This window comes from Chryseobacterium taichungense (assembly GCF_900109935.1).
Classification (GTDB): Bacteria; Bacteroidota; Bacteroidia; order Flavobacteriales; family Weeksellaceae; genus Chryseobacterium; species Chryseobacterium taichungense.
This window is the reverse complement of sequence record NZ_FOBV01000002.1, coordinates 344776-368380: the sequence shown is the minus strand read 5'-3', so window position 1 is coordinate 368380 and position 23605 is coordinate 344776. Positions and strand designations below refer to the sequence as shown.

Here is a 23605-nt window from a genome sequence, read left to right as displayed (position 1 = left end):
TTTTCAAAAACTATTGTGGTTAAAACAAAAAGCTTAAACAAGGTTGTTAATTTTTTTAAGTGATAATTAAAATTTAAAGCCTAAACGGATATTATAAAACACGCCGCTTTTGGCTCCGGGAATAATGTCTTCAATGAACGCCCCTTTCCTGAAATACTGGATACCGCTTACTAATGAAATATAACGGCTGAAGCTGTAAGTAAAATTGGTAAGATATGCTGTCCCGATATACCTTTTACCAGAGCTACTACCTGGCCGGTTCAGGACTCCACTTGGTCTGTAGACACCGTCCTCTAGGGAATATCTCCAGTTGAATACCACATCTGCCTGCATTTTAAGCTTTGAAGAAAAATCTAACGTAATGTAAGGATGAATGTCAATAAGATTCACCGGCCCGACCTGCGGACTGAAACCGAAGTACCCGCCTTTCGGATACAGAGGATTAAAAGTCTGAAGCGTATTGTCATCTTTGGTACGGTCTCCCGAGATATAATCATTGCGGAGATTAATGCTAGGCCTGAACTTTACATTTTCAAATAAATATCCGAGATCTACCGAGCCCGTCCATGCGCGTATCGCTTTATCTCCGAAAGTTCCGAACTGGTAGGCAGCTTCCAGATTATAGATAAAGCCGCCGCCGTATTTCCAGAACCGTGCGCCTAGCGTATGTCGTTTTTCTTTGGCAATTCCTGCTTCAAAAACTGCATTATCTCTGCGTATCCCCAGATAGTACATATCCAGATTTCCGGCTTTCTGAAAGATGATTTTAGAATAAGCTCCCCAAAGGTTGAGCTGTTTCGATATTTTATTATCAAAAACTCCGGCGTTAATGCTGTCTGCCATCATCGCAAAAGCATCCACCGAAAAATCCTTCTGGTAATACATCAGTTTAGCTCCGGTAAATGAAAGCCGTACATTCGGGCCTTCCCTTACGGATATTAATCGTCCGGAACCGTAATCCAGCTCCTGTCTTCCTACACGGAAAACGAGATTTTTATCCTGATCTTTAAAAGCTTTAACATCAACAAAGAGATTCTGAATACTCAGCTCATCTTCGTCGATTCCTCTTGGTCCGTTTTTCCTTCCATTCTGCAAGGCACTCCGCACTTGTGAAAATATCCTGACACGCTCTCCCAAATGAAGATCTGCATGCAGATCATACCTTTGAAGAAAAAAGTTATTGTGTCCGATATTCAGTCTGCCCCAGTCTTCATTCTTGAAATCTACATATTCATATCTTGCTTCTCCCCCGAAAGATAAATAGATATTTTTCTCATTATTAAGTGGAAGAAATTTTACCTTATTATAAAAAGTATCCGCAGAATCTTTAAGATATTCATAGTTTTCATCGTAGCGCAACAGCTTAAAAGACTGTGCAGACAGCTTTCCCGAAAACAGGATGATCATTAAAATTCCGGAGAGGCATGATATGAAATATGAAGACTTCAACATTTTAATTTTCAAATATTAATGATTCAGCATATTGTGAGCATAGTGAATTCCCAGTCCGTAAGAACCTCCGTACTTTTTCATCAGGTCGGTTACTGCTACATAGGTTTCCTGACGCGCCCAGTCTCTCTGAAGTTCCAGCAGATACTGTACGGAAGTCACAGGTTTCACACCCGCGTGGATCATACGCTGAACTGCTCTTTCATGGGCTTCATCGCTTACATCGCCGCAGGCATCGGTAATGACATATACATCATAGTTTTCTTCCAGTGCAGACAAGGCAGGTCCTACGATACAAACGCCTGTCCATAAACCGGCAAGAACAAGCTTCTGCTTTTTAGTTCCTGTAATGGCTTTGTAGGCCGCTTCATCTTCCCAGGTATTCATGGTAGTACGGTCGATATAGTTTGAGGTTTCCATAGGATAGGCTTCCTGAACTTCAGGAAAAACCGGACCTGAAAAGCTCTGCTCGGCAACGGTTGTCACGATTGTCGGAACATTGAATATTTTGGATGCTCCACTGATGATAGCTACGTTGTTTCGCAATTCACTGATCGCGATGCTTTTAGTTGCAAATGCCATCTGGCCTTCAAAATCAATCAGTACAAGAGCATGATTGTCGGGAGATAATAGTTTTGTTGATGGTTTCATAAAAAGTTTATTGGTTGTTAATTATTTTATTTTAGATCTGAAGAAAAAATTGCCTGCAACCTCAGCCACAGGCAATCGGGGCTAATTATTGTTTTAAAAACTTAAGGAGTTCTGCGTTGAATTTATCTCTTTCTTCCAGGAATAATGCGTGTCCGCTGTTTTCAAAAGGAATTAAGGTAGATCCTTTGATGGCTTTATTCATTTGTTCTGCTAAAGCATAGGCCACAATTCGGTCCTGTTTTGCCTGCATAATAAGCGTTGGAATCTTAATTTTCGGCAGATCGCCTCTTAGATCTTCATCTCTTAAAGCAATTAATGCCTGTTCCATGGCGTACGCCGATGACTGCATTTCGATTCCACCTAACCATGCACCTATACCAGGAGAAACAGAAGTTGGAGATAAAACGAATCTTTCACCAATGGTGTTCAGTAATCCAGGTCTGTCTACGCTGACAAGGTCTACCCATTTGGTGATTTCTTCTTTCGTAAATAATGGATAAGGATAATCCGGTTTTTTGGTATGAACAGGTGCTGCAGCAGCGAATAACGCTAATTTGCTAACGTGATCAGCGTTGTATTTTGCCACATAATGCAAAGCAATAGCACCGCCCATTGAGTGTCCGCCTAACGTAGCATCTTTGATATCCAATTTGTCTAAAACCGTTTTGATATCAGAAGCAAACTGATCGTAATTGTATTTTCCATACGGTTTATCTGACTGTCCGAATCCTCTTAAAGTGATCCCGATCACACGGTATCCTGCTTTGATTAGAGGAAGATACTGATACTCCCAGGAAGCATCACTCACCGGATATCCGTGGATTAAAACCACCGGTTTTCCTTCACCAAGGTCGGTTACGTGAAGTCTTACGTTAGGCTCAACTTCGATGTATTCTGCTCTTGCCTGGGCAGTAGTCTGTGCGGCATCCTGAGATTGATTTTCTGATTTGTTAGTCTTCGTGCAGGAAACAAACATAAGTGCTGATAAAACAGCTGCTGCGATAATGGGTTTAGTTTTTTTCATGATAAAATATTTTAAAGGTTTATATTATTTTCCTGGTAAGTGCCAAAAAACAACCTAAATATTTAAAATATTGATTTAAAATCAATTAAATAAAAACCAGAATTAAATATTTTACGTAATACCGTAAATTTATTAACTCATTATTCGCATTTATAAAGAATTATGTATTTGTAAAAAAGGAATTGGCTTTAAATTTATATAAAGTTTATATTTAAATTTTGGCTAAAGCCGAATATAGTATTTGGTAAGAAAAGCGGGCTAAAGCCCGCCTCTATTGAATGGAGAATATATTTTAATTTTCAAGCACCTTTATATTAAATAAAACCGGGCTGTGGAGTTTCTATCGTATCTATATCTATTAAAAACAGACCTAAACAGGTTCTCAACATATCCAGAGACGTTGTTTACTGGTCCGGACACTTTATTCACCGCAACAGATACGTTATACAACCTATCCGATGACGTTAATTACCTGTCCGGCGGGGTTCAGGACGTGTATTTTGGGTCATATAACGTATCGCGAGACGTTCCTCACCTATCTAGACACGTCATTTGATGATCCGGAGACGTTATTCACTGCTACAGACAGGTTGTATAACGTATCCAATGACGTTAATTACCTGTCCGGCGAGGTTCAGCACGTATATTTTGGGGTTATATAACGTATCTCGAGACGTCAGCGACCTGTCCGGCGGGGTTCAGAACGTGTATTTTGGGGTTGTATAACGTATCGCGAGACGTCAGCGACCTGTCCGGCGGGGTTCAGAACGTGTATTTTGGGGTTGTATAACGTATCGTGAGACGTTATTTGATCGTTTGGAGGTAGTATTTATAGCAACAGATAGGTTCTATAACCTGTTAGAGATGTTCCTTATCATTCCAGAAAGGTTAGCTACATATCGGAAACATTAAAAAACCTCATCGATGAGCTTAAATACCTGTCCGCACTATTGCGGAATGGCAGCGGTCCATTGTATTAACTGTTCAAATATGATTTAAACGTATTGGAATCAGGCTTCCACTTCAACAACAGTTTTTTCTTCATTCTTTCTAAACAATTCGAAGAGAAAAACATTCCAAAGAATCAGTTCATAGCCATAAACGACATCTTCAACAGGGATCGTTAAAATTCTTAATCCAATAAAATGTTCAGGATTGTAATTGACAATAGGAGATTCCAGGCCGGTGCCGGTAAGAATTCCATTTACCATTAAAAATCCGGGCATCAGCAGCAGATATACGAAGGATACTTTTCCAATCCATTTTACTTTCAAAATAAAATACAGGATAGAGAGGCTGCATCCTGTTGACAGAAAAGTGATAAAAGTATAGATCCGGTCACAGAACCAGGAACTGATCAATAATGCCCCGAAAATACTTATTAAGACGAAAATCTTTTGGGGAAGAGGTTTCCAGTCGAGCTTAAAAAATTTATCCAGACAATAATAGGTAAAAATACAGGCGAAAGGAATACAGATAAAAAAAAGCAATTCTTCAAGCGGTAGCCCGAATAATCGTATTCCCAAAAGGTATTTATCATTAAACCACCACACTCCTATTTTGGTAAACCAGGCATCCCATGCTACAAATACAGCACCGACGATCAGTGAGGCAGTAAGAAACGGACTGAAATATCTACTAAATCTTATCTTTTGATGAAAAGAAAAAATAAAACATATTATAACAGTGAAAAAATTGATAAGAAGGTAGATGTATTGCTGCATTTATTTATTTTTATTGAAGTACATTTTAAAGTATTTGACGGGAACCCAGAGAAATCCGAAGCATTCTCCTTCTTCCTTTCCGGTATGTTTATGATGTTGTTTATGCGCGCGTCTGATCGCTAAGAGATAAGGGTTTTCAGTATTTCTTAGCAGCTTTATTCTTTGATGAATGAAAATATCGTGAACAAAAAAGTAAGCCATTCCATAGAGTGCAATTCCCAATCCGATATAGAACCAATGATTAAAGCCATTGATTGTTCCGTAATACATCAGAATAATGGTAGGAACAGCAAATATCACAAAGAAGTAGTCGTTTTTTTCCATATGTCCATCATTGCTGTGGTCATGATGATCTTTGTGCAGCACCCACAGCAGGCCGTGCATAATGTATTTATGAATGAGCCATGTCATGCCCTCCATCACAAAAAAAGTAGCTATTACAATTAGGGAATTCATCTTTTAACTGGTATAAATGTCATTATAAAAAAGAAGTTTTGTACTGAACATAACAGCTCATCATCAAGGAGATCTTCGCACCGTTGGATATCCTGATTCTTTCGCTCATGATGGTCTGAGCCGATTTTCTCTTAATCTTTTTAAACAAAGAAACATAATATCTGTAGGCAAGATATACTCCGAATCTCGAGGATGCAGGAAGTTTTTTAATTCCGATCAGTGCCTGTCTGAACTCTTCTTCGATCTCTTTTTCTATCGATAGTTTTACGTTATTGTCAAATGAAGTCATATCAAGATTGGGAAAATAGCTTCTTCCTAACGTGTAATAATCATCTTTCATATCTCTTAAGAAATTGACTTTCTGAAAAGCCGACCCTAAAATCATCGCATATGGTTTAAGGTTCTCATATTGTTGCCTATTACCATTTACAAATATTTGAAGACACATGAGGCCTACCACTTCTGCGGAACCCAGAATATATTCTTTGTAAAGATCGGAATTATAATCGATTTTCTGAAGGTCCATTTCCATGCTTTTCAAGAACTGATGAATAAGCTTATCATCAATATTGTACCGGTGTATCGTTTCCTGGAACGACTGCAGTATGGGATTGAGTGAGATACGGTCTTCCAACGCCTGAAAGGTTTCTTCTTTGAATTTTTTTAATAATCTTTCTTTATTATAATCATGGAAACTGTCTACAATCTCATCTGCCAAGCGTACATAGCCGTAAATGGCATAGATAGGATTTCTGATCGTGGATGACAAAGCCAAAATTCCCAGGGAAAAGCTTGTACTATATTGTTTTGTAGTCTCTTTACTGACTTTATAAGAAAGTTCGTCAAATAGTTTTTTCATAGTAATCAATTTTTGTTGGCTTGATTTGCAGCTATTTTTCCTGAAATGATGGATGGCGGTACACCCGGTCCGGGTACGGTAAGCTGCCCCGTATAGAAAAGATTCTTTATTTTTTTATTTCTGAGTGATGGCTTCAGCACGGCGGTCTGGGACAATGTGTTGGCAAGTCCGTATGCATTCCCCTGATAAGCATTATAGTCTTCTTTAAAATCTTTTACACAATAGCTTCTTTTATAATCGATTTTCAGCAGAAGATCGGTTGCACCTGTATGCTTTTCTAATCTTAAGATCATTTCCATGAAATATCGTTCTCTTATCTCTTCGGAATCTTCAATCCCCGGCGCTACAGGCATGAGAAGAAAAACATTTTCACAATTTTCCGGAGCTACGGAATCATCGGTTTTTGAAGGACAGCAGGCGTAAAACAAAGGTTTTGTCGGCCATTTTTTATCCTTATAAATTTCTTCCGTGTGAAGATCCAGATCATTTTCAAAAAATAAGGTGTGATGCTTGAGATTTGGAATTTTTTCTTTAAATCCAAGATAAAAGATCAGGCAGGAAGGAGCGAAAACTCTTTTCTTCCAGTATTCTTCATTGTAGTTTCTGTAGTTCTCAGAAAGAAGTTTTGTTTCGGTGTGATGATAATCTGAAGAAGCAATGATCATATCGAAATCAATTTCCTTCTGATTTACCACCAATGAAGAAGCTTTTTTATCCTTTACATTAATCTTTTCAACATCTGCATTGACGTAAAAATGAGCTCCCTGTTCTTCTGCAATATTTTTCATTGCATCGATGATTTTTGAGAAACCGCCCATTGGATACCATGTCCCTAACTTATATCCTCCGTAGTTCATTAAACTGTACAACGCAGGAATATCCTTTGGTGCAGCACCCAGAAAAATAACAGGGAACTCCATTAAAACAATCAGTTTTGGATGAGTAAAATATTTTCGCACAAATCGCTGAAAATTGGTGAGAAGATCAAGCTTCAAAGCGCTCTTGGCTATTTTGGGTGAAACAAATTCAAACCATGAATGGCAGGGTTTATTGACGAAATCCTGCATTCCGACTTCATATTTGTATTGTGCATCTTCCATAAATGCATCGAGCTTATCTCCGGCTCCGGGTTCTGTTTTCTCAAAAAGGTCTTTCATCTCCTGATAGTTGTGAGGAATATTCATTGTTCCGTCGGAGAAAACCATTTCAAATTGCGGATCTAATGGAACAAGCGTGTAAAAGTCAGAGGCTTTTTTCCCGAAATCATTAAAAAAGGATTCTATAATATCGGGCATCCAGTACCAGCTGGGACCCATATCGAATGTATACCCATTTTCGGTTTTAAAATTTCGTGCTCTTCCTCCGAGATCATTATTTTTCTCAAAAAGATGTACTTCATGACCTTCTTTTGAAGCATAAGCTGCAGCCGAAAGCCCCGAAAATCCTGATCCTATTACCGCAATTTTCTTTTTCATAGTTAATTTTTAAATGAGTATTCTTCGTAAACGGTTTTGATCAGATCTTTGCTGTCGATATTTCTGGAAAAGATGGGATAATGAAAGCGATCCAATTTATTAAGGATCCTGATGAGTTCCATTTTTTCATGATAGGTAAGATTTCCGGCAACGATGTCGGTAGCTTCCCTTATCTTTTTCATTTGTCTCTCAAGGGCTTCTTTTCCTTTTTCTGAGATGGATATGATTTTATTTCTTTTGTCGATATCAGATTCTGCCTGTTCAATCCAGCCTTGCTTCAGAAGTCTTGTAATAATGAGCATTCCTACAGGCTTATCATGGATGTTTTTTTTGATCAGCTCCATTTTCGTCATTTTACCGAACGCCTTAAGATTAATAAGATAAATAAAATCTTCCTGCGTGGTAAAATCGGAATCTGAAATAGCAGACTTGGAATAAGTCTTAGCGTATCGGTTTACATGGACTAATAATGTGCTTATAGCACTTTCGGGAGTTCTTCCATTTTCTTTTCCTTCCCAGTATGGCTCTTCTTTTTGTTTGTTTTCAAATGAAGATTTATCACAAAGCCATTCTTTAAAACCACTGATGTTGGCTGGGTAATAGCTTTCGGTATTTTCGATTTCAAACTGTTCAAGAAGATCAATGACTTCTTTTGTCATTCTGTAATTCATGATATTGAATTTAATTGATAAATATACTAATTGATAAAATTTTAGTATAACTATAAACCATCATCATTTTTTATGCCAAACATTTTATTTTAAATTTTAAATAAAATTAACGTGAGAAGGCATGCTTATTGTAAAATACAAGGGACACCAATAAAAAATTTAATATGAACAACGAAAAAACGGTTTCAGTACTAAACGATTTACTGAACATTACGAATGACAGAATTGAAGGATTTTCTAAAGTTGAAGACAAAGTATGGGATACCCATTCTGCGTTAAAAAACGATTATGATCAAATGGTCTCTCAGTCTCAAACCATGAAATCTGATCTTGTCAGACTTATCAATGAACGCGGAGGTGAAGCAGATAATACGACAAGTACTGCCGGAGCTGTTCACAGAGCATGGATTGATGTTAAAAATTCATTCACTGGAAACAAAGATGAATCTACACTTGAAAATGTTGTTTTTGGAGAAAAAGCAGCGATTAATGCATATGAAGATGCATTAGACAGCGGAGATCTTTGCCCGGAAAGCTCACAAGTCGTTTCTGACCATCTTCATCATCTGAAATCTTCTTATGCAAGATTTGAAAATCTGGAAGAATTAAATTAATGACTATTAGATAATATCATTGAAGTAAGAGAGCCCTGTTTAGAGCTCTCTTATTTTTTTAAAAATTCTAATATCTCAATTTATAATGTACTGTTGAAAGATTCTTCAGGATTTCTGCGCTCTGTTCGGGAGTTATGTCTCTTTGTGCTTCGGCAAGCATTTCGTAGCCTACCATAAATTTTTTCACCTCAGCACTTCGAAGCAACGGTGGATAAAAATGCATATGAAAATGCCATTCGGGATGCTCCAGTCCATCTGTCGGAGATTGGTGAATGCCCGCCGAATACGGAAATGATATCTCAAAAAGATTATCATACTTCGTTGTAAGATCTTTGATAATTTCTGCAAATAATATTTTCTCCTCTTCCGAAAACTGAAGCAGATTACCTATTTTTCTTTTGCTGATAATCATGGTTTCGTAAGGCCATACCGCCCAGAAAGGAACCAGCGCCACAAAACTTTCGTTTTCCAGAATAATCCTTTCACGAGCTTCCAATTCCTTTTTTAGGTAGTCCTCTAAAAGTGATCTTCCGGTTTTCTTAAAATAAAACCTTAAATTTTCCTGAGTTCTAACCACTGCAGACGGAATAGATGATTGCGCCCATATTTGTCCGTGCGGATGAGGATTGCTGCAACCCATGACCTGTCCTTTATTTTCGAAAATCTGAACGTGGTTGATAAAATCTTCACTTCCAAGTTCCTCATATTGTTGTTGCCAGGTATCCACAACGTTTTTAATATCTTCACCCTCCATTTCAGGTAATGTCAAGCTATGGTTTTCTGAGAAACAGATTACCCTGTTGATTCCGCGTTCCGGCTTAAGAGAAAAAAAATCTGAATGATCCTCAGAGAATTCGACTTTTTCATTGAGCAAAGAGCCAAAATCATTATTAAAAACATACACCCCTTTATAATCCGGATTTCTCTGACCATTCACCCGAACATTTCCTGAACACAGATAGCATTCCGGATCATATTGCGGAAGCTTTGCTTCTACAGGTTTTTCAGTCTGTCCCTGCCAAGGCCTTTTGGCGCGTTGGGGAGAAACCAAAATCCATTCGTCCAAAAGCGGATTGTATCTTCTGTGCGGATGCTGCTTACTGTCAAATGCTGAACTCATTGGTTGTGTATTCTTTTGTTCCTTCTGAAATTTTTACCTGATATATTTTCATCTGAATATTAAATTCAGCCTGATAATTTTCACTTATGGTGTTAATGACTTTATCTACAAAATCTTCTTTAATAAGATTGATGCTACAGCCGCCAAATCCTCCGCCCATAATTCTTGCGCCGAGAACGCCGTCTTCTTTTAAGGTCTGTTCTACAAGGAAATCAAGCTCATCGCAGCTGACTTCAAATTCTTTAGAAAGTCCGGAATGGGTTTCGGTAAGAAGTTCTCCGAGGCGAACTGCATTATTTTCAGACAAAGCCTGTGCTGCCTGCTCTACTCTTTTGATTTCTTTCAGGAGATAAAGACATCTTTTATATGAAATCTCTCCTATTTCCTCACGCACCTGGTCAAGCATGTCAAAGCTGAAATCCCGGAATCTGGTAATATGTGGAAATCTTTCCCATAAAGCTTTTTTCCCATTGTCAACATCCCGACGTCTGTCGTTGTATCCCGATGTGAGATGCGTATGTTTCACACAGCTGTCGAACAATACCAAACTGTAGCCTTCAAGATCTGCATTAAAATATTGATGATCCAGCGAATGGCAGTCGAGCATAATAACTTTTCCGTCTTTTCCAAAAACGGAGGCAAACTGATCCATAATTCCACATTTGACGCCAACGAATGTATGCTCTGATTTCTGACCAATTAATGAAATTTCTTTTTTGGAAAAATCAAGATTAAAAATCTGATTAAGGATAAAAGCAAATCCGCACTCCAGCGCTGCAGATGAAGAAAGTCCGGAACCCATCGGTATCGTACTGCTGAAAGCAATCCGTAATCCTCCGATTGTCTTTCCTTCTTCCTGAATGGCATTGAAAACACCGAGTAAATAATTGACCCAGGTTTGTACAACAGGCGATTGTTTTTCATTAATATTAAAACTGAAACTGTCATTAAAGTCCTTTGCAAAAAAAGTACAGGTTTCAGAATCCACCTTTTCTACTGCAAAGCAAATATACTTATCGATTGCGGCGGGTAAAACAAAACCATCACTGTAATCAACGTGCTCACCGATAATATTAATTCTTCCCGGTGAAAGAAAGATATGTTCGGGCTCTGACTGAAAGGCAGTTTTAAAAGCCTCTTTTGTATCATTAATTAATTTTTCCTGGATCAAAATACGAATATTTTATGCTGTAATTTATAAGTGTTAAATTTACACGTATATTTTAAATAAACAATTATTGTCTTTGAAATTATTCCATAAAATAATTAAACTCTTTTCTGTACTGTGACGGACTTTTTTTAATGTATTCTTTAAAAGTTTTATTAAAATAACTGAAATTGTTGAAACCCGATTCGAAACAAACTTCAGTAATGCTTAAAGGCTGTTCTGCAAGGAGTTTCAGAGAGTGCGTAATTCGGTATTCATTCACGAACTGGGTAAATGTTTTATTCGTAATTTTCTTAAAATAACGGCAGAAAGACGGCACTTTCATATTGGCAAGATCGGCAATTTCTTCAAGGGTGATCTGTTCTTTGAAGTGATCTTTCACATAATTAAAAATATGGTTGATTCTTTCATTATCCTCAACCTGTGTCTGCAGATAATATTTTCCGGCGTTTAATATTCTATAATCCTGTGTAGTAGCCAGTTCATCCAATATTTCGAGAAAGCTGATGAGCTTGTTCAACGATGACATTTCATGCATATCAGCAATTTTTTTTCCGACTGTTTTTTTAATGTTTTCCTCAAAAACAATTCCGGCTTTTGATTTTTCAAGCAAAGCAGAAATTCTGTGCATCTCAGGAGTTTCCCAGATATTTTCTCCCAGGAAATCAGGCTTGAACTGAATTACCATTTCGTAATCATTGTTGGTATTTTCATTGGTGAGTCCACAATGGGGAAGATTGCTCCCAATCAGTACCAGGTCGCCATCTGAAAAATAAGAAATATTACTTCCTATCTGTCTTTTTCCTGATCCTTTGCAAACAAATATGAGCTCAACTTCCGGATGATAATGCCAGACATGTGATTTTATATTTTCATTCCTAAGAAATTTGAGGCTGGTAAAACTACTGCCAATATTAGGTTTTATGGCTTCAAAAGCGGGATGTGAATGTTTCATATTATACCTTCTATTATATATGCAAAATTAACAATTAATATTTAATTAACATACAAAAAAGGTTAATATTGTACATATATGTGAAAATTGTATTGTAGAAACGAAAAGATTACTGGTGTAGATTTGCAATATAAATTTTCAACAACAAAAAACTTATCATTATGAATAAATTATTAAAATCTGGTTTTCTTGCAGGATTCTTATTAATCTCAGCAAGTTTGATGAGTAAGGACAGAGATTTTTCTATCTCTTTGGGAAATGTAAATTCAAAAACATTAAACTTTGAAATATCAAATGCTAAAAATGTTTCATTGTTTGTTTATAACGATATTGATGGTGAGTTATTTTCAGAAAAATTAAACACTGAAAATTCGGTATCAAAATCTTATGATCTGAATGAATTTGCTTCAGGAACGTATTACCTGGTTGCAGAATCTGAAACAAAAGTTGAAAAGTACAGAATTAGTATCACTAAGAATAATGTGATGGAAGTGGATAAAACTCCTGTGAGCGTAATCAATAAACCTGAATATACAATTTCAGATAATATGGTGAAGCTTCATTTATCCAACACAAAAAATCCGGTGAACATTTCTGTGATGGATTTTGCAAACAACAGTTATTATAATCAAACTAAACAATCTGCGAATGGGGAATTGGATTTGACATTTGATCTTAACCGAAATACTTCAGAAAACTACATCATCCGAGTAGAAGAAAATGGAAATATTTTTAACAAGATAATTTCTCTGAAATAATCTTAAACTAAATTATTTATATAGTTGATCCGATTAGTCCCGGATAAATTTTACGTACAGTTATTTTTTTATGAGGCAACTCTTATTTTCAAATTACGGAAAAAGAGTTGCCTCATTTTTTTTAATTATGGTGGCCCATCTTGAGCTTTATTTTTTTCAGATCTTCCAGCTCATGCACCGGTCTTTCTATTTCATAAGGAATCGGCATCTGAGAAAAAGTCTGGAAATACAATAAACAGGCATCTTTCCACCAGACTGCATCTTTAGACTGGATTTTCAGTTTTGACTGTACTTCTGCAAATCTTTGTTCATCGATGTAAGGTTCCATCTGATCCCAGATTTTCTGATAATCTCTCACTTCATGAACTCCTGAATCATATTTATAACAAAGTTCTTCCCACAGGGTTTTTCCGTCTTTCATTTTATAGTCCCACGGAACATGGTGGAACCATAAAATAAGATTTTCAGGACAGGTTTTAATATTTCCATAGATCTCATTAAGCGGTGGAAAATATTGAGAAACAGCATCGCTGCCCGTTTTGGTTCTGTCGAATCCTACTCCATTTTTATCGGCCTGATGATAATATACCGGCGACCAGTCAGGTCTTCCTCCTTTATAATCTCCCCAGGGTTCTGGTCCATAGTGGTGTCCTCCTGCAAAAATGTGGTGAAGACCCAAAGGCATCATATAATCAACAGCGGTTTCTCTTGAAGTGAGCATCATTTCTTTAACAGGATTGACAAACTTTTCATTATCGGTAAAAGTCATGGTGATCCATTCCTTTGCAATCTGATCTGCGCTGAGTTCATGATTCCAGGCCAGGCGTCCGAAAGCATACCAGTTGGCCTGTGCAAAATGATGACCTGTCCAGTTGGTATCTTCTCCGATATTGGCAACAGCGGAAATGGCCGTAATTTTTGCAGGTCTTAATGTCCCGTCGGTAATTTTAGCAATTGTGGAACCTTCGCCATTCGAATAAGTATCACTTTCCAAAGTTTCTTTAAATAATGGAGCAAGATAAACGAGATGATTAGCCTGTCCCAGATATTCCTGCGTGATCTGAAATTCTACCATTTCAGGAGTTTTCTTTAATGCTCCAAACAACGGATTGAATGCTTCGCGAGGCTGAAAATCAACAGGTCCATTTTTAATCTGAATAATCACATTATCCCTGAATTTCCCATCAAGAGGAACAAATTCAAGGTAGGCTTGCTTGGCACGGTCATCTTTGCTTGGGCTGTACACAAAAGCTCTCCACATAACGATTCCTCCGTAAGGCTTCAGGACATCTGCCATCATGTTGGCTCCGTCAGCATGCGTTCTCCCGTAATCCTGAGGTCCGGGCTGGCCTTCTGAATTGGCTTTCACTAAAAAACCACCGAAGTCCGGAATTAATTTATAAATTTCTGAAGCTTTATCTTTCCACCATTTCTGAACGTTTTTATTTAAAGGATCTGAATTTTCGGTTCCTCCCAATACTTTAGGTGAGGCAAAATTTACCGAAAGATAAACTCTGATTCCGTACGGTCTGAAAATATCTGCCAGCACTTTTACTTTCTTCAGGTAATCCTCCCGAAGCATGTTGGGAGAAGCATTAACATTGTTCAATACCACAGAATTGATGCCGACAGAAGCATTTGCCCATGCGTATTCTTCATATCGGGGAGAAATTATATTTGGTAAATCTTCCCATTTCCAAAGCGAATGCCCTGCATAACCACGTTCGATGGTTCCGTCAAGATTATCCCAATGATTGAGAATTCTTACATCGTACGAAGGTTTTTCTGTAATATTTAAATTTAACGTTGAAACTTGATTCTGCTGAAGCCTTAAAATATGATATACTCCATACAGCAAACCTATTTCCTTTCCGGCAGAAATTACAATTTTATTCTGGCTGGATTTTATTGTGTAGCCATCCTTTAGTTTTTTTAATGATTTATCAGTTCTCAGCTCCACTGTTTGTCCCTGCCAATGACTGCTTAATTCTTTTCTGGCAATATTTAAAGTCGGACTGTTTCCTTTAGCAATGATCTGATCTGCCGATATCCCATTTTTTGCAGGAAAGCGAAGCCAAAGCTGACTTCCGTCTTCCGCAAAGATCATTAACGGAATTATTAGAAATAGTACAAAATAAGCTCGGAAATGTTGCATTTAGATTTACTTTAATTAATTTTATTTTCCATAGATTTACCTACGGCTATTGTTATTGAACCCTTCGGGTTCCGTTGATAATTGAAAACTTTGACAAAGTTTATTGATTTTCGTCCAATCCTTCAATAGTTTTAATTTTACCATCAGCATCATATTCCAGTTCAACAACTTTCATGCTTCGAAGCCAGGTTCTTCCGCCGCTTGGAACGCTGTCGTGAAAGAACAGATACCATTTTCCTTTAAACTCAACAATACTGTGATGGGTCGTCCAGCCGACCACAGGTGTTAAGATTTCACCCTGAAAAGTAAATGGTCCGTAAGGATTATCACCGGTTGCATAACATAGTAAATGAGTATCGCCCGTTGAATATGAAAAATAATATTTGCCATTGTATTTGTGCATCCAAGAAGCTTCAAAGAAGCGGTGTTTGTCCCCATGAAGCAGAGGATTTCCGTTTTCATCGAGGATAAGAACATCTTTAGGCTCTTCGGCAAACTCAAGCATATTTTCGCTTAACAAAGCAACTTTGGATGGAATGGCAGCTTCATCATCCTGAGGAATTACTGCGGATTCCAAGGCTTTATTGTTTCTGTAACGTTGTAACTGTCCGCCCCAGATTCCTCCAAAATATATATAATGTTTTCCGTTTTCTTCAAAAATACATGGATCAATGCTGTAACTTCCCATCATCGGATGCTTTTCGGGAACAAAAGGTCCGTACGGTTTGTCGCTCACTGCAACACCTATTCTGAAAATATCATTTTTATCTTTTAATGGGAAATACATATAATATTTGCCGTCTTTAAAAGCAACATCACAGTCCCATAACTGTCTCCCCGACCAGGGAATATCCTTCACGGAAAGTACAACTCCATGATCGGTAATTTCTCCATTTTCTATATCATCTAAAGAAAAAACGTGGTAATCATTCATATCGAAGTGATCGCCGTTGTCATTTTCTTCAATTCCGCTTTCACGGTCGTGGGAAGGATAGATATAAATTTTACCCTCGAAAACATGTACGGAAGGATCTGCCATATAGTCTTTCGGGAATAGATATTTTGCTTTGTTCATTTTAGTTTAGACTTTTAGATAATAGATTTTGTTTTTAACCACAAAAGATTTATTTTTTTAATAAGTTTTTCAAAAGTTCAAAAAAGTATTATAGGAATATTCCGCTTTTTTGTTCTTTTAATCATTCTGTTTCCAATTATTTCTTTTGTGGCTTTTGTGGTTTAGTAATATTATTTTCCTTTGTTAATTGAATAATTTTTCCCACAACAGGTTTTGCTTTAAAATTGCGTTCGAAGAGTAATGGATAATCAGTTCGGCCTTTTACAGGGAAATCATTTTTCCAGGATTGATTATCCGTCACACCCCATAACGTAACCCTTCTGATCTTATCCTGATGCTTGATGAACAGACGGAAAAAACTAAGATAGCGGTTTTCCCAATCCTTTTGCACATTTTCAGGAAGACCTTTAGTGTAAGGATTCATCTTTGCATCATACTCTACTTTGTCGGAAATGTTGGCAGAAGTTCCCCATGGTGAGGGCAATGCACTGATTTCCATTTCAGTGATATTCACTTTTACTCCTGCGGCAGCGTAATCTACCAGGGCTTTTTCATATTCTGCCAGTTTCGGATTATCAAGACCAACGTGTGTCTGCATACCAACACCGTCAACTCTTATCCCTCTGGATTTCATCTTTCTAACGATATTGAGTACCGTTTTTACTTTTTCAGGAAACCATTCGTTGTAATCATTGTAATACAATTCAGCATTCGGATCGGCTTCGTGCGCGTACTGGAAAGCCAGCGGAATAAATTCTTCTCCGAGAATCTCATAAAACTTGCTTTTTCTGTACGTCCCGTCTTCCATAATAGCCTCATTCACAACATCCCAGCCTTTCACACGACCTTTGTATCTTGAAACAACAGTGGTGATATGACTTTTCATTCGCTGTTTAAGCACTTCAGCGGAAACATTTTTACCATCTTTGTCCACAAAAAACCATTTTGGCAACTGCGAATGCCAGATCAGTGTATGACCAATGATAAACATGTTGTTTTTTTCACCAAAAGACACAAAACGATCGGCATCATCAAAGAAAAATTTTCCTTCCTGAGGTTGTAAAAACATTGATTTCATACAGTTTTCTGCAACAATTGAACTAAACTGTGAAGTGATAATCTGATCAGATTTCACATCCGTTCCGTTAATTTGCGGAAGGCTCATGGCTGTTCCTATATAAAATTTATCTTTAAAAGCTTTCTTCAGAGAATTATCAGATTTTTGGGCTCCTACATTTGAAACAGCCAAAGTCATTAAACTAAATAAAATAATACGCTTCATATTCATAATTATTGTTTTCTTCTTTCCGCCAGATCTTTCTCAATCTGAACTTCCATTTTCTTGTTAATTTTGTAAAATAAAAGCAGTCCGCATGCGATGAAAAAAGGGATTGATGGGAACACACTCACCAACATTTTTGCACCCGCTGCTACTGTTTCAGGCTGAACAACATTTACGCTGCCTTCCGTAGAAATATATCCGTATTTACCGATAATGAGGGCTACTAACGAACTTCCTATACTTAAGCCAACCTTTAAACCTACCATCATGGCAGAAAAGATAATCGCTGTTGCTCTTCTGTTGTTTTTCCATTCGGAGTAGTCGGCAACGTCGGCAATCATAGCCCATAGTAAAGGCGTGCTGATTCCGTAAAAGAATCCATGTAAAATCTGTGACAGGAACATAATCCCTACCGCTTTCGGAGGGTAAAAAATAAAGAACAGAACAAATAAAGTAGAAATAAAAAGCGATGCAATGAAGGTGTCACGCTTTCCGTATTTATCCGCAAATCTTTTAGAAAAAGTAATTCCAATAATCATCATAATAATTCCTCCTGCATTAAATAATCCGAAACCTGCTGATTTAGGATCTTCCCCGAAGAAATTCATTCCGATCGAGTTGAAAAAAGAGGTGATGGGAGAAATAAAGCTTTTCAGCGATGTTTCATCTACATAATTGTTAAAATAATATACATACGCCCCTCCTTTCATCGCCAGCGTAATGAAAATAAAAGCCGTAACGGTGAGCATGATAATCCATGGTCTGTTCTGGAAAATATCCTTTAAATCCTCTTTTAAAGTAGATTTTTGTTCCGGTTTAGGAATAATTCTTTCTTTCGTGGTGAAAAATGTGATCAGAAGCATCACAGAGCCTATCACGGCAAGCCATGTCATAACGGTTTCGATACCGGCAGCTTTATCACCATGGCCAACGGATAAAATGATCGGCAACATGAAGACCTGAACAAAAAACTGGGCAAACATCACCGCTACAAAACGATATGAAGAAATACTGTTTCTTTCCCCCATATCTCCTGTGATCACACCGCTTAGTGCTGCATAAGGTAAATTATTAGCAGCATATAATAGCAATAATAATGAGTAAGTTGCCGCTGCATAAATCATTTTTCCTTTGTAAGAAAAACCGGGTGTGCTGAAGGCCAGCAAAGCAGCAATCCCCAGTGGAACTGCAGTAAAAAGAATCCATGGACGAAATTTTCCCCATTTCGTACTGGTACGGTCGGCCAAAGCCCCGATCATCGGATTGAAGCCGAAACCGGCAATTAATCCTACAATTAGCGTGATTACCGAAGCATCTTCTGCCTTTAATCCGTAAATATCCGTGTAAAAGTAAGCGAGATAGGTTACAAGGGTCTGAAAAACAAGATTGGCAGCAAGATCGCCCAAACTGTAGCCTACTTTTTCTATAACCGATATTTTTTGTGGCTGATTATTCATTTCAAATATTTGATTTCTATAAGTTATTTTATTCTGTTGTAAAAGATGAAGCGGGAAGCCCGGCTTTGTTTTTTAAATTTCCATCGGGATTGTCTGCCCAGTCATATCGTACGGAAACCGGATCTTTTATTTCGTCATTCCACACAATGATATTTTTACCCTGAATTTTGGCTTTTGCCCATTGATAATTTCCATCTCTTCCTTTGATCGCAAAGCCTTTTAATTCCGAAACCGGTGCAAAATCATCAGTTCCTTTTTTGAAGGAAAGGATGATCTTATTTCCATCAGTTTTCATTGATTGATAAACAGGTCCGTCTGCAATAATATCTTCTTTATCGGCAATTTTTAATGCCTGTAAAGCCAGCCTGTCTCCTACTGTTTTTTTATCTAAAGGGTGAATATCATTCCATTCTCCAACGTCTATAATTACGGCAAGCCCTGATTTTGGAACATTGAGCGAAACTTTGCGCTGCTGGTCTCTGAGTTCTGCCCAGTTACTTTCCACAGGCTGATTTTTAGCTTCCATAAAATTAGCAAGCTGAACAATCAGGAATGGGGCATCTTTTTCCTGCCATTTGGAACGCCAGTCGTTGATCATTGTCGTTAAAAGATCACCATACTCATTAGGTTTTCCGGTATTGCTCTCTCCCTGATACCACAGAAATCCTTTCACTTTATAGTTAATCAACGGATTGATCATCGAATTGTATAGTCCGGTCGGTTTCCAACGGATGAAAGTCTGCCCGGGAGCTATTTTTTCCATTTTAGCACCAATTCTGTATTTCCATGGACCTTTAAGATCGATTTTTTGGCCACTTATTTCAAGGTAATAAGGTTTATCCGCAATGAACTGTCCTTTTCCGCTTCCGTTGATCACTCTTACAGTAATCATATTTTTCCCGTCCTTTAAAACGCCGGCAGGAATATCATACCATCTCGGAGGATATTCGTAAGTAACATTTCCTACTTTTACTCCATTGATGTAAGTAACATCAGCATCTTTTATTCTTCCCAAATTAAGGAAAGCTGTTTTTTGTGCTGAACCTTTCGGCAGAATTATTTCTTTTCTAAACCAGACAGAACCTTCAAACGGGCCTTCCTGATCTTCCCATGATCCCGGAACATTCATAGTTTTCCATGACGAGTCGTCAAGATCAGATTTTTCCCAGTGCTGATTCAGACCGATATCGCTTTGGTCAAGTTCTGCGTACCATGCTTTGCTTAATGACTGTTCGTTGGATTCTGTGGATTTAATTAAATCATCATTTTTCCATTTTTCTGCTTCTTCGAGATATTCAGGATATTTTTTTAGTGAATTTGCATCCATCCATGCCTGCACCGGAGAACCGCCCAGACTGGTGTGAATAATTCCTACAGGTACTTTGTTTTTTTCATTAAGATTTTTAGCAAAAAAATATGCAACTCCTGAAAAGTCCAGGATAGTCTGCGGATTGGCTGCTTCCCATTTTCCTCCATTCAGATCATTCTGCGGAGTTTTAAAATTGTATTGCTGCGGAACGGTAAAAAACCTGATATTCTGATTATTAACGGTTTTCATTTCTTCTCCGTACAGCGGCGTAAGCCTTCTCATCGGAAGTTCCATATTCGATTGACCGGATGCTACCCAGACATCACCAATTAAAATATCTTTAAGGGTGATATCATTGATGGTCATTACAAACGGTCCGCCGGCTTTGAGCTCGGGAAGCGTAACATTCCAGTTTCCTGTGTTATCAGCTGTTGTAGAATACGTTTTATTTAAAAATTTAATATTTACCTTTTCGCCCGCATCTGCATAGCCCCAGATCTTCAGTTTCTGATTCCTTTGGAGAATCATTCCGTCTGAAACCAATGCGGGAAGCTTTACTTTAGCATCAAATAAACAAACACTGAAAATGGCTATAATTAAAAATAAAATTTTAGAACAATATACTTTCATGGAAAATCTTTTTTAATTTAATGTGTCTGATTTATTATAATCCTTTGTCAGCAAACGTACCTCAATGATCTTTGAAGTGGTCATCTGCTCTTCAGTATAAAATTTTACACTAAGAATTTCTTTATTCTTTTCTGTTTCCGGAATCGGCAAAAGCATGTACTGGGGTGAATTCCCTGCTTTGCCATCAAACTTCTTAGCAGATACTTTTTTCCCGTTAATGTCTATATTCAAAGCGCGGTTTGCATTAGCATCAAAATATAAAATATACAGATAAGCAGCATTTTTGCCCGGATTTTTCATCCGGTAGCTGAACCATCCTTTAGCATCGCGGAAATGACGGTCTTCCATATATCCGGTGTTCGAATCTTTGCTTTCAAAATAATGATCAGATTCCGGCTGTTGCTCACCCAGTTGAATTTTATCTGCGGTGATGAGATCAAGTTTTCTGGTTTCGGCCTCTTCTTCCGCTTTCTTTTTCTGGATGGTTTCTATTTTATCCTGATCTGCCTGTGGCCAATACAAAATATATCTTTCTTCCTGAATTTTATAAAACGGAACCAGCTGAAATGCTTTATCAAACTTTTCCTTAGGATAAAGTCCTGTAAGACTGAATGTAAGATCTTTATCATTAACCGGTTTCACGTGATTAATAACTTCCTTGCCATTTCCTAAAATAACAGGAATATCATTTAACGGAATTTGCGGTCCGTGGGCAATATGCCCTCCACGGCTGTCATCAGCTAATAATCCCTGTTGATTTTCTGTTCCGTATGTAGCAGCAAGAACAACAGGTCCGTATTTAAAAGCGTAATAATCTGATTTATCCGGCAATTGCTCTGCAGAAAGATGCATCGGAAGATTCATTTCGATCACATCTCCTTTTTTCCATTTTCTGGTTAAAGTAAAATAGCCGTCGGCATCAGGCTGTACATGTTGCTGTTTTCCATTAATTGAAATGGTTGCTTCAGAAGGATTAGCCCATTCCGGAGATCTCAGTTTCAGATTGAAATTTCCCTTTCCGGCCAAATCAACAATCAATTTGGTGGATGGAGTTTCCGGAAAATTATTTTCCTGTCTGATCAGAATTTTCCTGTCTGCCCATTTGACCGTTGATGGAATGAACAGATTAACGTAAAGGTCATTATCTGAATGTGCATAAATCATTTCACCATATTTAGCGTGATTTTCCAGTCCTGAACCGACACAGCACCAAAAGCTTGTCTGAGGTTGTGAGTATACACGATAATGTCCGGGACGCATCGGTGTGAAGTACACAAAACCTCCTTTATCATGATTTTCGGTGGAAAGAATATGGTTATAAAGCGCTTTCTCATAATAATCCATATAATATGACTTGGGTAATGTTGCAAAAAGAGCTTTTGTGAGCTTTAGCATATTGTAGGTATTGCAGGTCTCAGGACCTTCGATACTTTTGATCATGCTGCTGAAGTCATTAACAGGATTAAAATGTTCACTGACGCTGTTTCCTCCGATAACGGAAGATCTTTTTTCAGTAACATTGTGCCAGAAAAAATCCGCTGCATTATTCCATTGCTGGTTGTTTTCAAGATCGGCGATGCGTTTATATCCGATTACTTTCGGAATCTGAGTATTGGCATGAATTCCTGTAAGTTTGTCTTCTCCCAGAAGCAAAGGATTAAGAATTGCCTGATGCGAAAATCTGTGGGCAAGCTTAAGGTATTTTTTATCTTTTGTAATTTCATAAACATCCGCAAAAACCTCATTCAGTCCGCCGTGCTCACTTCGAAGCATATCCTGGATCTGTTCATCAGAAAGTCCGGAAACTTCATTGACCATCCAGTCGGTAAGCTTAATGAGCATATTTTTTGCCTTTTCGCTTCCGGCATACCAATAAGCATCCCGGAGCCCGGCATACATTTTATGAATATTGTATAAAGGAACCCATCTGTCATTCAGTCCAAAACTGGAAGCGCGGATGTTACCTTCTGAAATTTCTTTCCAGATTTTTTTGCCTGCAGGAACTCCTGAAATATAACCTTCCCCGGACGTCATCTGACAACGGTCAAGCTCATCAATCATGTAATCCAGTCTCTGTTTGATCTTAGGATCTCCTGTTGACGCGTACATCAGTGATAACGCCGAAAGATAATGCCCTCCGATATGGCCGTCAAGACCTGTATTTTCCCAGTTCGGATAGTTTTCCGCTTTTGGTTTTAAGCCTGCTTCCTTGAGATAAGGTGCCAAAAGTCTGTCGGGTTCCATAGAGAGGATATAATTTTTATCCGCCTGCATGGCTTTATTGAAAACACTTTCCGACAGCCTGACATCTCGCAATGGAAAATATTGGATTTTCTGACTCACTTGTGCGAAAGTCAACGATGCGAAACCTAATGCTATAATGGAGAATTTTTTATTCATTAATAAATGTTATTTCAACATTTCTAAAATAAAAGAAAGAATCTATATACAAAACATTTTAAGAATTTGTAAGGTAAAATCGTTTAAGCAGAAAATTTAAAATACAATTTAAAACAGACAAAACTTTAGTAACTTATCATAAAAAATAAGATTATTAATCGATAAGAAAATCAGACCAGTAAATTTAAATGATTGTATACAAAATGAATACACGACATTTAACTAAAATTGTTAATAATTCAGAAAACCACTTATCGTATTTTTAATAGTAAGGCCTGAAAATTATTTTCTGGTTATTGATTGAATAAAAATTTAAAAATTAACATAATTTTAACATTGATTTCATGTTCAATTAATGCTTTTTATTGATAAA

Annotated in this window: 19 protein-coding genes; 2 read left to right on the top strand and 17 right to left on the bottom strand. The window is 37.5% G+C overall.

The annotated features are described in order from the left end of the window. Positions 1-66: 66 nt before the first annotated feature. The 8 genes from BMW64_RS05270 to BMW64_RS05235 all read right to left on the bottom strand — a co-directional run bounded on the left by BMW64_RS05270 (position 67) and on the right by BMW64_RS05235 (position 8309). Positions 67-1452: an alginate export family protein gene (locus BMW64_RS05270; RefSeq protein WP_089998952.1), complete on the bottom strand. Its 1386-nt coding sequence runs from the start codon at positions 1450-1452 to the stop codon at positions 67-69. A gap of 15 nt (positions 1453-1467) precedes the next feature. Beyond that, positions 1468-2100, bottom strand: coding sequence for a hydrolase (locus BMW64_RS05265; RefSeq protein WP_089998950.1), 633 nt, complete (start codon positions 2098-2100; stop codon positions 1468-1470). An 85-nt stretch (positions 2101-2185) separates the two neighbouring features. After that, positions 2186-3124, bottom strand: coding sequence for an alpha/beta fold hydrolase (locus BMW64_RS05260; protein WP_089998948.1), 939 nt, complete (start codon positions 3122-3124; stop codon positions 2186-2188). Between the two features lie 1010 nt (positions 3125-4134). Beyond that, positions 4135-4848 carry a lycopene cyclase domain-containing protein gene (locus tag BMW64_RS05255; protein WP_089998946.1) on the bottom strand — a complete coding sequence of 238 codons (714 nt, stop codon included), beginning with the start codon at positions 4846-4848 and terminating at the stop codon, positions 4135-4137. Continuing rightward, entirely contained in the window at positions 4849-5304 is a 456-nt protein-coding gene (locus tag BMW64_RS05250; RefSeq protein WP_089998945.1) for a sterol desaturase family protein, read from the bottom strand. It abuts the gene before it with no gap. A 22-nt stretch (positions 5305-5326) separates the two neighbouring features. Next, complete coding sequence (locus tag BMW64_RS05245) at positions 5327-6163, bottom strand: phytoene/squalene synthase family protein (protein ID WP_089998943.1); 837 nt, start codon at positions 6161-6163, stop codon at positions 5327-5329. A gap of 5 nt (positions 6164-6168) precedes the next feature. Then, complete coding sequence (locus BMW64_RS05240) at positions 6169-7638, bottom strand: phytoene desaturase family protein (protein ID WP_089998942.1); 1470 nt, start codon at positions 7636-7638, stop codon at positions 6169-6171. Between the two features lie 2 nt (positions 7639-7640). Then, on the bottom strand, positions 7641-8309 hold the full coding sequence (locus tag BMW64_RS05235) for a MarR family winged helix-turn-helix transcriptional regulator (protein WP_089998940.1): 669 nt from the start codon (positions 8307-8309) through the stop codon (positions 7641-7643). A 164-nt stretch (positions 8310-8473) separates the two neighbouring features. On the opposite strand from BMW64_RS05235, the gene BMW64_RS05230 reads away from it, so the two are divergent. After that, a complete protein-coding gene (locus BMW64_RS05230; protein ID WP_089998938.1) occupies positions 8474-8923 on the top strand; it encodes a PA2169 family four-helix-bundle protein in 450 nt (149 codons plus the stop codon). Positions 8924-8990: 67 nt separating this feature from the next. On the opposite strand, the gene BMW64_RS05225 is transcribed toward BMW64_RS05230, so the two are convergent. The 3 genes from BMW64_RS05225 to BMW64_RS05215 form a co-directional block, all read right to left on the bottom strand. Then, entirely contained in the window at positions 8991-10043 is a 1053-nt protein-coding gene (locus BMW64_RS05225) for a UDP-glucose--hexose-1-phosphate uridylyltransferase (protein ID WP_089998936.1), read from the bottom strand. Then, positions 10027-11214 (bottom strand): galactokinase, encoded by a 1188-nt coding sequence (gene galK, locus BMW64_RS05220; protein ID WP_228400846.1) that lies wholly within the window; start codon positions 11212-11214, stop codon positions 10027-10029. Before galK ends, BMW64_RS05225 begins: the two co-directional genes overlap by 17 nt. A gap of 79 nt (positions 11215-11293) precedes the next feature. After that, the gene (locus BMW64_RS05215; protein ID WP_089998934.1) at positions 11294-12166 is read right to left on the bottom strand and encodes an AraC family transcriptional regulator; all 873 of its coding nucleotides are present in this window, start codon (positions 12164-12166) and stop codon (positions 11294-11296) included. Between the two features lie 161 nt (positions 12167-12327). Here BMW64_RS05215 and BMW64_RS05210 point away from each other — a divergent pair, with 161 nt between their 5' ends. After that, on the top strand, positions 12328-12924 hold the full coding sequence (locus BMW64_RS05210; RefSeq protein ID WP_089998933.1) for a hypothetical protein: 597 nt from the start codon (positions 12328-12330) through the stop codon (positions 12922-12924). A 121-nt stretch (positions 12925-13045) separates the two neighbouring features. On the opposite strand, the gene BMW64_RS05205 is transcribed toward BMW64_RS05210, so the two are convergent. The 6 genes from BMW64_RS05205 to BMW64_RS05180 all read right to left on the bottom strand — a co-directional run bounded on the left by BMW64_RS05205 (position 13046) and on the right by BMW64_RS05180 (position 23232). After that, complete coding sequence (locus BMW64_RS05205) at positions 13046-15079, bottom strand: alpha-glucuronidase (protein WP_089998932.1); 2034 nt, start codon at positions 15077-15079, stop codon at positions 13046-13048. A gap of 100 nt (positions 15080-15179) precedes the next feature. Beyond that, positions 15180-16154 carry a glycoside hydrolase family 43 protein gene (locus BMW64_RS05200; protein ID WP_089998930.1) on the bottom strand — a complete coding sequence of 325 codons (975 nt, stop codon included), beginning with the start codon at positions 16152-16154 and terminating at the stop codon, positions 15180-15182. Between the two features lie 136 nt (positions 16155-16290). After that, a complete protein-coding gene (locus BMW64_RS05195; protein ID WP_228400845.1) occupies positions 16291-17436 on the bottom strand; it encodes an endo-1,4-beta-xylanase in 1146 nt (381 codons plus the stop codon). Between the two features lie 8 nt (positions 17437-17444). Then, on the bottom strand, positions 17445-18893 hold the full coding sequence (locus BMW64_RS05190) for an MFS transporter (protein WP_089998928.1): 1449 nt from the start codon (positions 18891-18893) through the stop codon (positions 17445-17447). 28 nt (positions 18894-18921) lie between these two features. Further along, positions 18922-20832 carry a sialate O-acetylesterase gene (locus BMW64_RS05185; protein WP_089998926.1) on the bottom strand — a complete coding sequence of 637 codons (1911 nt, stop codon included), beginning with the start codon at positions 20830-20832 and terminating at the stop codon, positions 18922-18924. Positions 20833-20844: 12 nt separating this feature from the next. Further along, positions 20845-23232: a glycoside hydrolase family 127 protein gene (locus tag BMW64_RS05180; protein ID WP_089998924.1), complete on the bottom strand. Its 2388-nt coding sequence runs from the start codon at positions 23230-23232 to the stop codon at positions 20845-20847. Between the last annotated feature and the right edge of the window lie 373 nt (positions 23233-23605).

What these genes read in the sequence shown, in the direction of transcription:
- BMW64_RS05210 (WP_089998933.1), top strand. Translation starts at nt 12,328, where the DNA reads ATGAATAAATTATTAAAATCTGGTTTTCTTGCAGGATTCTTATTAATC.
- BMW64_RS05195 (WP_228400845.1), bottom strand. Translation starts at nt 17,436, where the DNA reads ATGAAGCGTATTATTTTATTTAGTTTAATGACTTTGGCTGTTTCAAAT.
- BMW64_RS05235 (WP_089998940.1), bottom strand. Translation starts at nt 8,309, where the DNA reads ATGAATTACAGAATGACAAAAGAAGTCATTGATCTTCTTGAACAGTTT.
- BMW64_RS05225 (WP_089998936.1), bottom strand. Translation starts at nt 10,043, where the DNA reads ATGAGTTCAGCATTTGACAGTAAGCAGCATCCGCACAGAAGATACAAT.
- BMW64_RS05265 (WP_089998950.1), bottom strand. Translation starts at nt 2,100, where the DNA reads ATGAAACCATCAACAAAACTATTATCTCCCGACAATCATGCTCTTGTA.
- BMW64_RS05270 (WP_089998952.1), bottom strand. Translation starts at nt 1,452, where the DNA reads ATGTTGAAGTCTTCATATTTCATATCATGCCTCTCCGGAATTTTAATG.
- BMW64_RS05215 (WP_089998934.1), bottom strand. Translation starts at nt 12,166, where the DNA reads ATGAAACATTCACATCCCGCTTTTGAAGCCATAAAACCTAATATTGGC.
- BMW64_RS05250 (WP_089998945.1), bottom strand. Translation starts at nt 5,304, where the DNA reads ATGAATTCCCTAATTGTAATAGCTACTTTTTTTGTGATGGAGGGCATG.
- BMW64_RS05190 (WP_089998928.1), bottom strand. Translation starts at nt 18,893, where the DNA reads ATGAATAATCAGCCACAAAAAATATCGGTTATAGAAAAAGTAGGCTAC.
- BMW64_RS05240 (WP_089998942.1), bottom strand. Translation starts at nt 7,638, where the DNA reads ATGAAAAAGAAAATTGCGGTAATAGGATCAGGATTTTCGGGGCTTTCG.
- BMW64_RS05180 (WP_089998924.1), bottom strand. Translation starts at nt 23,232, where the DNA reads ATGAATAAAAAATTCTCCATTATAGCATTAGGTTTCGCATCGTTGACT.
- BMW64_RS05205 (WP_089998932.1), bottom strand. Translation starts at nt 15,079, where the DNA reads ATGCAACATTTCCGAGCTTATTTTGTACTATTTCTAATAATTCCGTTA.
- BMW64_RS05200 (WP_089998930.1), bottom strand. Translation starts at nt 16,154, where the DNA reads ATGAACAAAGCAAAATATCTATTCCCGAAAGACTATATGGCAGATCCT.
- BMW64_RS05260 (WP_089998948.1), bottom strand. Translation starts at nt 3,124, where the DNA reads ATGAAAAAAACTAAACCCATTATCGCAGCAGCTGTTTTATCAGCACTT.
- BMW64_RS05185 (WP_089998926.1), bottom strand. Translation starts at nt 20,832, where the DNA reads ATGAAAGTATATTGTTCTAAAATTTTATTTTTAATTATAGCCATTTTC.
- BMW64_RS05245 (WP_089998943.1), bottom strand. Translation starts at nt 6,163, where the DNA reads ATGAAAAAACTATTTGACGAACTTTCTTATAAAGTCAGTAAAGAGACT.
- BMW64_RS05230 (WP_089998938.1), top strand. Translation starts at nt 8,474, where the DNA reads ATGAACAACGAAAAAACGGTTTCAGTACTAAACGATTTACTGAACATT.
- BMW64_RS05255 (WP_089998946.1), bottom strand. Translation starts at nt 4,848, where the DNA reads ATGCAGCAATACATCTACCTTCTTATCAATTTTTTCACTGTTATAATA.